This is a genomic window from Luteolibacter sp. AS25, assembly GCF_046736275.1.
Classification (GTDB): Bacteria; Verrucomicrobiota; Verrucomicrobiia; order Verrucomicrobiales; family Akkermansiaceae; genus Luteolibacter.
The window spans coordinates 118,768-131,287 of record NZ_CP151837.1 but is presented as its reverse complement, the minus strand read 5'-3'; the positions used below and the strand labels follow the sequence as shown (position 1 = coordinate 131,287).

The window sequence follows — 12,520 nt, the reverse complement described above, 5'->3', positions numbered from 1 at the left end:
CCTTTAGCAAAAAACCACATAGCGCATGAGCGAGAACGAAAAAAGAACCCCATCCAAGCAGACTTCCAGTGTGCCACTGAAAAAAGAAACCGTGCGCGTCACGCTCAAGGCTTCAGATTCGCCACCGGCCGTCCCTTCCGCGACACTTCCGGTAACGCCTCCGCCAGTAGCACCGGTCAAGGCCCCTGTCCCACCGACAGCAGCAGCCATCCCGCCTACTCCTACCACTCCAAGGCCGCCTACCGCTCCGGCGCCACCAGCTCCTTCTATTTCCAAAGCGCCTACCGCAAAGGTTCCAGTGCCACCAATGGCGGGCGGTGCACCTTCCGCCGCTCCGAAGCCACCGACCCCAGGCGGCGCCCCAACACCACCGACTCCCGGCGGCGCTCCAACCCCACCTAGGCCACCGATAGCCGGAGCTCCCAAGCCGCCGGCTCCTACCATTGCCATGCAAAGCCCTGGCGCTCCAAAACCACCCGGAGCACCAACCATCGCGCTGAAAACCGCCGGTGGCCCAAGCATGGGTGCCCCAACGATTGCTCTCAAAACCGCTGGTGGTACACTTCCTGGCGCTGCCAAACCAGGTGCCACTTTGCCAAAGGCAACTGTAGCCCTGAGCCCGCCTACAAAGCCGCTCACTCCTACATCACCCGGCACAAAGCCTGCGGTAACAAGTTACGAGGAACCGGACGAAGTTGACGAATCCGGAGCAGCTACATTCTTCACGATTCTGGCTGGAGTGGGCTTCGCCGCCGCTCTTATTGTTCTCGGTATTCAGTTGAAAGTCGCCAGCACTTGGATCAACGCGGAAGACAATCCTGATTCCGGCTCGTGGTCCCAACTCATCGAATAATTACCAACTAAAACCCATCTCAAATGATTATCGGAATTCTCAACACTCTGCTTGCCGCCGCCGTTCTTTACATCGCGTATCTAGGAGCAAGCCTACCGGTCTAAGTAGACCTTCTTTATTTCAAATAATCCCCGGTTCCCTGAATTTTAGAGGAGCCGGGGATTTTTCATTTCATGCCCTTGACGGATTGGCGGGCGGGTTACAGGTTTCACACATGGCTAAGACACTTACCCAAGATAATTTTCAATCCGAAGTGATTGATTCCGACCAACCCGTCCTCGTGGATTTCTGGGCCGAATGGTGCGGCCCTTGTAAGATGATTGGCCCAGTGCTTGATCAGCTTTCATCGGAAATCGAAGGCCAAGCCAAGATCGGCAAGGTCAACGTAGACGACGCACGCGAACTCGCTGTAAAATACAACGTAAAGTCCATCCCACTCCTCCTGTTCTTCAAGAATGGTGAAGTGAAAGATCAGATCGTCGGCGCTAATGTCACCAAGGATCAGCTCAAAGCAAAACTTCTGGCACTCGCCTAAGAAGCATAACAGCAAATTTCCAAGCCTCTCTGTGTAAGCAGAGGGGCTTTTTTATTACCAGTATCTATAGGCAGAAGGATTAAACCTTCTCGAAAAATAAAGTGAACTCCTGCCTATTGTAGGTCAGGTGGGTCTTGGTGATGAGCGTCAGGCCACCTTCTTTGGCTAACTTGAGAACGTCTTTCTCGAGCTCATCAATCTCCTCCACACTGCTTGCACCCGTGGTCTTCAGGGTAGTAATAACCAGTCCGCCCGGTTTCAGGAAATCGACGAGGCGTGTAACGTTGGTGATGGCAAGTTTCGCGGGGCCATTCATGTCTGAAAGAATCGCATCGTATCGGATTCCTTTCGGGGGGATGAACGCGGCAACGTCATCGCGGATAACTTTCAGATCCAGGTGATTCGCGAGGCGGACGTCAAGTGCGGCGCGATCAATCGCGGTGACAGAATAATTTCTCTTAAGCAGCTCCGAAGTCATACCACCCGGGCTCGCGCCCAGCTCCAGCCAGCTGGCGTACTTGGGTAGAGGCGCGCGGAACATCGCCAGATAGTGGAGAGCCTCAGCAACCTTGGCTCCAGCGCGGCTGATGGTGTCCTCTGAGTTCTGACTGATATATTTCGTGCCGCCGGGATGAAGGCCACCCGCCTCACGAGGAGTGCTCATTCCACAGAAGAGGCCACCTTTCCCGACGAAGCAGAACAGGGACGCCTTGTCAGGATCCTGCTCTTCAGCGGACTTCGGAGCTGATTCCGGTAGCTCGAATACCTGCAGGGCGCGCCCGCGGAAATTCGATGCCAAGGCTTTGTAATAGTTCTTCGTGGAACTCGTGTCCAGCCGACCAACCAAGATGGTCTGAGGATTGTAGCTTTCGCATTTGTAGTAGGTAGCCTGAGCTGCTTTTTCGATAAAGCTGTCCATTTTCTCAGGGTTACACGGCCAGGAGTGCTTCACCTGAATCTGAAAACGAATAAACTTCGCGGCAGGACCATCTCGCAGAAGCGTGGCATTGGCGGTATCTATCAGGAAATACTCAGGTCCGAGCTTCTTCCATTTCTCCGCCCCGAGCTTCTCCAGAATATCCGGAATTAGATCCGCGAAGACTTCGGAAATACGAATCAGATGAGTGGTAATTGGGTCGGACATGGTCGGTTCGGAAAATTATAGCTGGAAACAGAAAAACCCAGGGCGCTGCCCTGGGCTGGAATCTTTCACCCCTCATTGAGGGGCTCGGAAGGTGGGAAGCGTTCGGTAGTTACTTACCGCGCTTGGCGCGATCTTCTCCGGATACGCTTTTGGAAGCGCGTTTACGGGCATTTGCATCGAGGATGCGCTTGCGGAGGCGGATGTTGAGCGGAGTAGCTTCCACAAGTTCGTCAGCATCGATGTATTCGATGGCGCGCTCGAGCGAGAAGCGGAGCGGCGGAGAGAGCTTGGAAGTTTTGTCTTTTCCGGAGGAACGCATGTTATCGAGATGTTTCTCTTTCACTGGGTTTACCGGCATATCACCCACGCGTGGGTTTTCTCCGACGAGCATACCACCGTAGATGGCATCGTTCGCGCCTACGAAGAGTGTTCCGCGGTCTTCGAGTGCCTGCAGGGAGTAAGTTGTCGCTGTGCCGGCTTCCATGGAGACGAGTGTCCCTGTGGTGCGGGTTACGATTTCACCTGCGTGCGGTCCGTATTCCTTGAAGAGGTGGGACATGATTCCGTGACCGGAGGTAAGGTTGACGATTTCTGTTTCGAGGCCGATGAGTCCGCGGGTAGGGATAACTGCCTGAATGAGAGTCTCGCCGGAAGGCTCGGTGGTCATGTCTTCCATGAGGCCCTTGCGGTTGTTGAGCGCTTTGAGGATACCCTGTGAGTATTCTGCAGGAGACTCCACGTAGAGAGTTTCGAATGGCTCCTCGAGCTTATCGTTCTCGTCGCGGCGGAAAATAACCGTTGGACGGGAAACGCAGACCTCGAATCCTTCGCGGCGCATTGTTTCAACAAGAACGGCGATCTGCATGGCGCCACGGGCGGATACTTTGAAGATACCAGCTTGATCCGTATCCTCAACCTGGAGGGAAACGTTTGTTTTCAGCTCATGCATGAGGCGCTCACGGATGGCGCGGGAGGTAACGTGCTTACCTTCCTTACCAGCGAGCGGGCCGTCGTTGATGGAGAACTCCATGGAAACTGTCGGCGGATCGATTTCCACGAAAGGAAGTGCTTCGAGCTCAGGGTCAGCGGTGAGGGTTTCACCAATGTCGATGTTCTCGATACCAGCGGCGATGCCCACGATACCGCCAGCGCCGCAACCCTCGGAGTCTTCTGTAGCGAGGCCGGAGTAGGTGAAGGTCTTCATGACCTTGGATTGCTGCTTGGTGCCGTCCTTGCGGAGGAGCCAGATGGTGTCGCCTTTCTTGACGGAGCCACCGAGGACTTTACCGACAGCTACACGGCCAACGAAGTTGTCCCACTCGATATTGGAAACGAGCATGTGGAATGGAGCGTCCGGGTCTGCCTTCGGCTCAGGAATGAACTCAACGATTTTCCTGAGAAGCGGGACGCAGTCCACGCGCTCATCATCCGGGCTGTCCATGAAGTATCCGTCACGGGCGGAGCCGTAAGAGAATGGAGCTTCAAATTGCTCTTCAGTTGCATCTAGATCGAGGAAAAGTTCCAGAACCTGATCGTGAACTTTCTGTGGATTGGAAAGTGGGCGGTCGAGTTTGTTGACCACGACGATTGGCTTGAGGCCTTCCGCGAGAGCTTTACGGAGAACGAAACGTGTCTGGGCCTGTGGGCCACCAGCTGCGTCAACGACGAGGATAACTCCATCCACCATTTTCATAACGCGCTCTACTTCGGCACCGAAATCGGCGTGGCCCGGTGTATCGATGATGTTGATGGTGTATCCTTCCCAAAGAATCGCAGTGTTCTTAGCCTTGATGGTAATACCTTTTTCTCTCTCAAGATCCATGGAGTCCATTGCGCGCTCCTGCTGCTCTTGGTTTTCACGGTATGTTCCGCCTGCCTGGAGGAGTTGGTCGACGAGAGTGGTTTTCCCATGGTCAACGTGGGCGATGATGGCGAGGTTGCGGATCTTGAGTGACATAAAATTCTGGCGGTTAGACGCTTTGGGCGCGGGGCTATGGACTGTTTTTCCTGCAAAGGCAAGAGGCAAGTGTGGATTCAATTTTAACAATTCATACTACAGCTGCCCTTTCAGCCCTTCAGAAATGCCTATTTCGCTTGTAAACCGGAGAGTCACCATGGGGGATTGAGCTATATTTCCGTTTGCCTCTCCCTGGTTTTGCCATGATCGCTATGTATGGGTGCGGATTCTAAATACAGGCCTCTCACAGCTGCGGATTTCAAAAAGGATCCGGTGGATTGCGCGCGCGAACTCATCGGAAGCGAACTCCACTGGAAGGGATGTGCTGGTAGAATTGTTGAGACCGAAGCCTACCGGGCGATTGGTGATGAAGCCTGTCATACCTGGCTGAGGCCTTCATCACGAAAGTTCATCGAAGTCCATGATGCCGGAGATGCTTATGTATATCTGAACTACGGCGTTCACTGGCTGTTCAATATTCTCATCAAGGGGCCGAATGGTAATGGCTTTGTGCTGATCCGTGCGCTGGAACCAATTTCAGGAATCGATTCCATGAGGGAGAGACGAAAGGGAATGGCGGATCGACAGCTGACATCAGGGCCCGGAAGACTTACCCAAGCGTTGGGCATTGGCAGACACGATCACGGAATCAGCTTCCTACAAGATGAAGACTGCGGAATCAGAGCCGGCAGTTCGGAGAAAATCACCGCAGGTCCACGAATCGGAATTTCCAAGGCCGTCGACCTGCCATGGAGATTTGGCGATCCATCATCGAAATATCTCAGCAAGAGATTCCCGGTGGACACGATACTTGAGTAACAAAACCGCCGGCATCCGTAGAAGGAAGCCGGCGGTGTGAGACTTTTCGGACTACTGCGTTGCAGTATTAATCCTACCTTCAGCCAGAATATTGCCCGGCTTATCCTCACCTTCGGCAACACGTGTCTCGACACTAGTATCCCCCGGAGGGTCAACTTGCGTGCTGCAGCTTGTGGCGGTGAACAAAGCGGTTACGGAGGCGAGTGAAATAAATATGGATTTCATCATACTAAACTTCTAGGGCAGAAATGGCTGCTTGTCTACATGAGGTGGGCACCGGCTTCCGCGAGCTCGGAACGCTCACCTCGGTTCAGTGCAATGTGCGCAGTGAAAGCCTGATCCTTCAGGCGATTCCGGGTGTAGACCAGTCCGTTACTCCGACTATCCACATATGGGTTATCGATCTGTGCAGGATCTCCTACGAGCACCAACTTTGAATCACGCGACATACGGGTGACAATCGTCTTCGCTTCCTGCGGAGTGAGTTGCTGCGCTTCGTCGAGAATGAAGAAACGGTTCGGAATCGAGCGTCCGCGGATATAACAGAGAGCTTCGATCTCAAGAATTCCCTGCTCCATCAGTGATTCGTAAGGCTTTTTAGCCGGCACTCCGGTGGTTTTCGTCTGCTTGCGTTTCGGGCCGAGGGGCACGTTCGGCCGCATTAGCAGATCCAGCGCATCGTGAATAGGCTGGAGCCATGGTCTCATTTTCTCGTCCAGGGAACCAGGGAGGAAGCCCATTTGATCGCCCATCGAAACAACCGGGCGGCTCACTGTGATCCCGTTGTATTTCCGGTTAAACATCTCATGGAGGCCGGCGGCAACCGCTACCAATGTCTTCCCGGTTCCGGCATGGCCATAGCAGGTCACCAAGGAAATATCCGGATTCAGGAGCGCGTCAATCAGACAGCGCTGGCCGAGATTGAGCGGCTTCAGGGACTGTCCGTCAGGAATCTTCAGAACTTCAGGGATATTGAGCCGGACGAATGCTCCATCAGCCTGAAGTCGGGCCGGGATGGTTTGTTTATCTCCACAACAAAGCAAAACATATTCGTTGATGGATAATCCTCGGCGGCGATCTTCCTCCACATCGATTGAACCGCTACTGGCGAAGCGATGTAGCTCCGCGGAATCCACCTCAACACGATGAACCTCGTAGTTGGAAACCTCACGGGCATCCACCTTGTCATTCAGGTAGTCCTCGCAACCGACCTGAACCGCACGAGCCTTAAGCTGTAGATTAATGTCTTTGGTAATCAGCGCCACGTAGGAGCCGGGATTATGCTGCTGGATGAGGAAGCAGGCGGCTAGAATTCTATGGTCCACACGATCGCGGTCGGGGAAGATCCGGTAAAATTGTTTGAGCTGCTCGGAATTGTCCGGGCAACTAGCCGGATCGTAGACTACCAGACGTATCGTGCCCCCACCTTCAGTGGCTATACCTTTGGTCGGGATATCTCCTGCTGCGAAGATGGAAGTCAGCTTCCGGTGAACGCGGCGGGCATTTGCCCCCCTCTCGGACTGTTCGCTTTTGAACTTGTCCAGCTCGGCCAGCACATCCACCAGGATGCAAATATGATTTTCCTGAAACCTCTCCAAACAAGCTGGGTCATGCAGCAATACGTTCGTATCCAGAACGTAGTTCTTTCCTTTTTTTCTGGGGGCCTTGAGACCAAATGCTTCGATGCTTTTGGTCGAAGTTGAAGATTTGGCACTCTTTCGATTGATCGGAACAATTTGTGCCGATTCTTCTTGGTGAATGGTTGGCTGCATAGCCTCGCTGGGTGGATTCATGTGCTTTGTTATTCAGTTTGGACCCGGGGCAAACGCGCCGCGGTATCGTTTTAGTTACTACTAGGTTAGTAACCGGGATCGGACAGATCCTTTCAGTGCTACAAACAGGTAGCGAGCTGACATCTCTTTTGATCAAGATACACAAAGCATCAACGATTCCCTCGGGATGACAACCAGTAAATTGTCACGCCCGAGGGAAAGCTATGAAACGACAGGGCTGTATCTTATTTATTTCTCAGGCTTCGCTCAGCTTCAACCCAGTCACTTTGATTATCACCGGGTAGGCCAAGCTCGACTCTTCTGCGATAATTCAGATATGCCGCTTTCGCGATCGCATCCGGAGATGGCGAGATGGCTTGGGCTGCCTTTTTGGCTGCCTTTTTCACCGTGCTCTTCTTGGCTGCGGATTTCTTCGTGGCGGCTTTCTTTCCGGCGGCTTTTTTCGCCGGGTTTTTCAAAGCTACTTTTTTGACCGCGGCTTTTTTGGCTGATTTCTTCTTGGACATAAAATTCGAGTGATTGTTTATTTTAACGGCCACCGGATCTTTACCCGGAGATATAAGACCGTTGTCATCTGCGTTAGTCTTCTTTTTCCGGCATTGCCAGCCCGAATCCTTGGTTTATTGTTTTTCCCTATGGAACAGGAAATCCGCTGGAGCGATGCACGCGACAAAGGACAATACCGTCTCCCCGGTCCCGAACATTTGGGCCGTTGGGCTACGGCAGCCATGCTTGTGTCCATTTTGCTACATGTGTTGGTCTTCTTTGCCCTGGATCAGGTAAAAATCGCATTTGGAATTCAGCAGCCGGAGGAAATCACAACAGAGCAAGTTGCCGTCCGCCAGGTCGAGGTGCAGCCATACGAGCCGGAAAAAGCACTCCCTCCGGAGGAAACAATCACTCCACCGGACGAGTCCGCCGCCCTACTCGAAGAAATCGATCTGCTGGATCTGCTACCGGAGGACACGGAAATCGATATCGATACCAGCATTGTCGATCCTGAGTTCGCCTTGAAAATGTCCAACCCCCTGTCCGAGGGAGAAATGGATGTGGTGGAGACTGAGATGTCCTCGAATTTCGAAATCGAATCAAGCCTGCCGGAACTGGGAACAATGGAAGAAGACCTCAAGCCTGCCGCACTGGGGCAGCTGACCGTCGATCCCGGTGCGATGGATGTCGAGGACCCGGAAATGGCGAGCTTTACCGATGAACTCCTGAAAAACGGCAACAGCGGTCTGGTTGAAAACGGGAAACTCGATGGTGTGCAATCGCTCGACCAATTATTGGACCTTCCTCCGAATTTACTACTCTCCAAAAAGACACTTCTTCCGAGCGACCTCATCTTCGAGTTCAACAAGGCGGAGCTTCGTGAGAGCGCGAAAATTGGGCTGATGAAGCTAGCCCTGCTGATCGATAAAAATCCTACCCTCTACTGCTGGATCGAAGGTCATACGGACCTCATCGGTAGCCAGGAATCCAATCTGGTTCTTTCAAAACAACGCGCTGAATCCGTTAAAAACTATCTGGTGGAGTCCATGCGGATGGATCCTGAAAGAATTATCACAAGAGGTTATGGTGAAAGCCAGCCACTCATCACCAGTGGCGATGCTGATACCCAAGCCGGCAACCGCAGAGTGGAGATCAAAATGAGGAAAACCACCCCTCCGGACGCACAGATAGAATCCACTCCCAAGGCAACTGTGATCAAGCCAAAGGAAATGCCGGCAGCCGAAGAACCAGCCCCACCAAAGGCAATCCTGATCAAACCGAACATCACCCCGGAACAGCGTGAGGAATTGGAGCCGCCGAAGGCCCTGATCGTCCCCCAACGTGCCGAACCAGTCGAAGAAGAACCGCGCCCGTTACGCGCCATTCCAGTAGAGCCTTGAGTAACCTTCCAAAATCACTCCTAGACCTTGATTACGCTGAACTTGGGCAATTGCTCTTTTCCTACGGCGTAAAAAAGCACCACACCAAAGCGCTCTGGCGTGCCATTCAATTTTTTGGCTACACGGATCTTTCCGAGGCCGGTCTGCTGCCACCATTGCAGAAATGGATCGCAGAAAACGTGGGCCCGGAGAAACCGTATTTCATCGAGCAACCCGAGCAAGTCGAGGAGATCCACTCCGGTGACGGGATGACCCGAAAATACCTCCTCCGTCTCTCCGATGGCCAAGTCATCGAGACAGTTCTGATGGGTTATGATGGCCGCTTCACCGCCTGCCTGAGCTCACAGGCCGGCTGTGCGATGGGCTGCGTGTTTTGCGCAACCGGTCAAATGGGCTTCGTCCGTCATCTCCGTGTTGGGGAAATTGTCGCACAAATTCTCCATGTCCGCCGCGCCTTGGCCAAGAGCCACCCGCACCGCCGACTCCGGAACATTGTCCTGATGGGTATGGGAGAGCCGCTGCATAATTACGACGCAGTCATGAAGGCCATGGATATAGCCTCGGACAGGGCTGGCTCGTGCATCGGGCCCTCACACATCGCGATCAGCACAGTCGGGCTCGTCCCGAACATTTTGCGCATGGCAGAGGAAAACCGTCCTTATCGCCTGGCCGTCAGTCTCCATGGCTCCAAGGAGGAGGAGCGCGCCGCCCTCGTCCCCGCCAGCAAGAAGTGGAACCTGGAAATGCTCATCGACGCATGCCGGAGCTACTGCTCCACCACCGGAAAGCGCATTTTCTTCGAGTGGACTTTGATTGACGGGAAAAATGATTCTCCGGAAACCGCCCACCGCCTCGCAGCCCTGCTCCAGGGGATGGACAGCCACGTGAATATCATTCCTCTCAATCCCACCAACGGATTCTCGGGAACCGCCAGCGAGAGCGGCCTGGAATTCCAGAAGATACTTCGCGAATCAGGTATCCCCTGCACTTTCCGCCAGCGCCGCGGTATCGATGTAGCCGCCGGTTGCGGGATGTTGAAAGCGGAACGATTGCGCAAGCAGTTACCGGCTAGTTAAGCCTTCAGTGCAAATAACGCTAAAGTAGGCCCACTCCAATCGTAATGCCGTGCTTTTCGCATGGCTCCATCAGATCTGATTGGTTGAAATCCCTGCAACTACCGGTTCCTGCAGCTTGGTCTGTCATCTGCGAAGACAGATCCAACTCCTAATCCTTCACAGGCCCCTCGAAATGGCCGGGACACGGAACAATCTAATAAAAAAATGGGACTCTTCAGCAATTTAAAGAAAGCAATTTTCGCCAAGAAAAGCAACAAGGCGCGCGCCAACGCAAAAACCAAGCCATCCACCCGGCCGGCAGCCGCCGAAGAAACACCTAGCCCGATCCCTTCCCAAGAAGCGGAGCCCGCACCTTCCGATGCAGCTCTCTCACCGGGAACAACGATTCCGGTATCAACAGGTGCCAGTGCACAAGAGACACCCGAGCGCATGAGCGCCGAGGAACTCGCCGCCGAGCTCGACCAATCGGCGAAAGAACATCCGGAAGACCTCCAATGGCGCACCTCCATCGTCGATCTGATGAAACTAGTCGATATGGACAGCAGCTATGCGGAACGTAAGGAGATGGCTCTCGATCTTGGTTACAGCCAGGAAGATATCGATTCGAAAGGCTCTGGCGAAATGAACATGTGGCTTCACAAAAAGGTCCTCGAGAAACTTTCCGAAGACACTGACGGCAATCTGGTCAGCATCTGATCCTATAAGTCTCTTCGATTCCGCAAACCGCTGCTCGTGCACGGATTTGCGGAATCTTCGTTCATTTTCACATCTCTCTTAGACGGCCAGTAATCTGGCCAGACTTTCAACATTGTCGGTGATCTCATCGGCTGCGGAAAGTCGCTCACGATCGTGGTATCCCCAAGTGACGGCGATCGATTTCATGCCTGCATTTTTCGCAGTGTCCAGATCCATCGTGGAGTCTCCGATGAGGGTGCAATCAGCGGCGGCAATTCCAAGTTCACGGCAAATTTCAAGCGCTCCCTGAGGATCCGGCTTGTGAGGGAGATCCTCGCGATTTCCCAAAATGATCTCGAAGGTCCCTTCCGGAAACAGTTTTTCGACAATCTCGACGGTGAACGAGTGCGGCTTGTTTGAAAGCACGGTTAGCGGAATACCGCTCGATTTCAGCTCAGCCAGAAGCTCTAGGATACCTGGATAAACTTCCGTTCCGGCTAACCAGGCGCGCCCGTATTCGTTTCCGAAATGCTCCAGAACACTCGCCTGGAGTTCATCGTCAGCACCACCAGGCAATGCTCTCCGCACCAGCATTTGCGCCCCATCTCCGATGAAAGTCCGCACCGCAGTATGACTGTGATCGGTGAAATTATGCGCGGCCATGGCACTGTTTAGCGAAGCTGCGATACCTGGCAGTGATTCGACGAGTGTGCCATCAAGGTCGAAAATGAGTGCTTTCATGCGGGAGAGAGAATCACGATTCGCACCAGGTGAACACGGATTAGATAAATTATCGCCATTTCCGCCACGGAGTTTTAGTTTCAGCGCGTGGCAAGTGAAGTGATCAAAACTCAAAGCAGCTCCCTGTGGAAAGATGCGTGGCATCGGCTTTCCCGCAACAAGCCCGCACTGGTGAGTCTGGCGGTGCTTGTCCTGATTCTACTGGCTTGTTTCGTGGGACCTTTTCTTCCTTTTGTGAAAAATCCTACAACGATCAATCTGGCAAATTCCTCCGCAGCACCCAGCGCCGAGCATTGGTTCGGCACGGATCAGCTGGGCCGGGATCTATTTTCCCGCGTGCTTTACGGAGGGCAGGTTTCGCTCTTGGTCGGCCTCGTTGCCACGGCCGTTGCGGTGATCATCGGCGTTATTTACGGTGCTATTTCCGGATACATCGGTGGAATGGTTGATTCTGTCATGATGCGCTTCGTGGACATCATGTTTGCTCTTCCTTTCCTTGTTCTCGTAATTCTCTTTGCCCTCGTAGTCGATGAGCCTTCTTCGACTTTTACGACGTGGGTGATTGATATAACCGGCTGGTCTCGCGACCGGGTGGCCCCTATCACCACTCTGATCCCTCTTTTCATCGCGATTGGCGCTATCGGCTGGCTGACCATCGCGCGGATCGTGCGGGCACAGGTAATGAGCATCAAACGGCTGGAATTTGTAGAAGCAGCAATCTCCCTGGGTCTCAGCCGCACCAGAATTCTATTCCGGCATATTTTGCCGAATGTGATCGGACCCATCATCATTTACACCACCCTGGCCGTTCCGGGGATCATGCTACTCGAAAGCGTTCTCTCATTTCTGGGTCTGGGGGTGAAACCTCCGAACTCTTCATGGGGAATCCTAATCAAAGAAGGGGCGGACCGTATGGAGATCACTCCTTTGCTGCTCCTCTTCCCATCCCTGTTCTTCGCTTCCACCTTGTTTGCCCTGAATTTCCTGGGCGATGGCTTGCGTGATGCTCTGGATCCGAAGAGCTCGAAAGACTGATCC

Annotated in this window: 13 protein-coding genes; 7 read left to right on the top strand and 6 right to left on the bottom strand. The window is 53.5% G+C overall.

Features of this window, described 5'->3' with window-relative positions; genetic code table 11:
• Window positions 1-25 precede the first annotated feature (25 nt).
• Both AAGA79_RS00580 and trxA read left to right on the top strand, forming a co-directional pair.
• Window positions 26-853, top strand: a complete 828-nt coding sequence (locus AAGA79_RS00580) for a hypothetical protein (RefSeq protein WP_411826838.1) — start codon at window positions 26-28, stop codon at window positions 851-853.
• Window positions 854-1,067: 214 nt separating this feature from the next.
• Window positions 1,068-1,388 carry a thioredoxin gene (gene trxA, locus AAGA79_RS00575; protein WP_411826837.1) on the top strand — a complete coding sequence of 107 codons (321 nt, stop codon included), beginning with the start codon at window positions 1,068-1,070 and terminating at the stop codon, window positions 1,386-1,388.
• Between the two features lie 79 nt (window positions 1,389-1,467).
• Here trxA and AAGA79_RS00570 read toward each other — a convergent pair whose 3' ends face one another.
• Complete coding sequence (locus tag AAGA79_RS00570; protein WP_411826836.1) at window positions 1,468-2,532, bottom strand: SAM-dependent methyltransferase; 1,065 nt, start codon at window positions 2,530-2,532, stop codon at window positions 1,468-1,470.
• A gap of 109 nt (window positions 2,533-2,641) precedes the next feature.
• A complete protein-coding gene (typA, locus tag AAGA79_RS00565; protein ID WP_411826835.1) occupies window positions 2,642-4,489 on the bottom strand; it encodes a translational GTPase TypA in 1,848 nt (615 codons plus the stop codon).
• Between the two features lie 216 nt (window positions 4,490-4,705).
• Between typA and AAGA79_RS00560 the strand changes: the two genes are divergently transcribed.
• Window positions 4,706-5,308 carry a DNA-3-methyladenine glycosylase gene (locus tag AAGA79_RS00560; RefSeq protein WP_411826834.1) on the top strand — a complete coding sequence of 201 codons (603 nt, stop codon included), beginning with the start codon at window positions 4,706-4,708 and terminating at the stop codon, window positions 5,306-5,308.
• A 51-nt stretch (window positions 5,309-5,359) separates the two neighbouring features.
• Here the strand turns inward: AAGA79_RS00560 and AAGA79_RS00555 are convergent, their stop codons facing one another.
• From AAGA79_RS00555 to AAGA79_RS00545, 3 genes are all read right to left on the bottom strand, one after another.
• Window positions 5,360-5,536: a hypothetical protein gene (locus tag AAGA79_RS00555; protein WP_411826833.1), complete on the bottom strand. Its 177-nt coding sequence runs from the start codon at window positions 5,534-5,536 to the stop codon at window positions 5,360-5,362.
• Window positions 5,537-5,568: 32 nt separating this feature from the next.
• Window positions 5,569-7,101, bottom strand: coding sequence for a PhoH family protein (locus AAGA79_RS00550; RefSeq protein ID WP_411826832.1), 1,533 nt, complete (start codon window positions 7,099-7,101; stop codon window positions 5,569-5,571).
• A gap of 224 nt (window positions 7,102-7,325) precedes the next feature.
• Entirely contained in the window at window positions 7,326-7,607 is a 282-nt protein-coding gene (locus AAGA79_RS00545; RefSeq protein WP_411826831.1) for a hypothetical protein, read from the bottom strand.
• Between the two features lie 129 nt (window positions 7,608-7,736).
• Between AAGA79_RS00545 and AAGA79_RS00540 the strand changes: the two genes are divergently transcribed.
• From AAGA79_RS00540 to AAGA79_RS00530, 3 genes are all read left to right on the top strand, one after another.
• Complete coding sequence (locus tag AAGA79_RS00540; RefSeq protein ID WP_411826830.1) at window positions 7,737-8,990, top strand: OmpA family protein; 1,254 nt, start codon at window positions 7,737-7,739, stop codon at window positions 8,988-8,990.
• Complete coding sequence (gene rlmN / locus AAGA79_RS00535; RefSeq protein ID WP_411826829.1) at window positions 8,987-10,066, top strand: 23S rRNA (adenine(2503)-C(2))-methyltransferase RlmN; 1,080 nt, start codon at window positions 8,987-8,989, stop codon at window positions 10,064-10,066. The genes AAGA79_RS00540 and rlmN overlap by 4 nt, the downstream gene beginning before the upstream one ends.
• Window positions 10,067-10,270: 204 nt before the next feature.
• Window positions 10,271-10,762: a DUF3597 domain-containing protein gene (locus tag AAGA79_RS00530; protein ID WP_411826828.1), complete on the top strand. Its 492-nt coding sequence runs from the start codon at window positions 10,271-10,273 to the stop codon at window positions 10,760-10,762.
• Between the two features lie 78 nt (window positions 10,763-10,840).
• On the opposite strand, the gene AAGA79_RS00525 is transcribed toward AAGA79_RS00530, so the two are convergent.
• Entirely contained in the window at window positions 10,841-11,482 is a 642-nt protein-coding gene (locus tag AAGA79_RS00525) for an HAD family hydrolase (RefSeq protein ID WP_411826827.1), read from the bottom strand.
• Between the two features lie 102 nt (window positions 11,483-11,584).
• Here AAGA79_RS00525 and AAGA79_RS00520 point away from each other — a divergent pair, with 102 nt between their 5' ends.
• Window positions 11,585-12,517 carry an ABC transporter permease gene (locus AAGA79_RS00520; RefSeq protein ID WP_411828244.1) on the top strand — a complete coding sequence of 311 codons (933 nt, stop codon included), beginning with the start codon at window positions 11,585-11,587 and terminating at the stop codon, window positions 12,515-12,517.
• Window positions 12,518-12,520 lie beyond the last annotated feature (3 nt).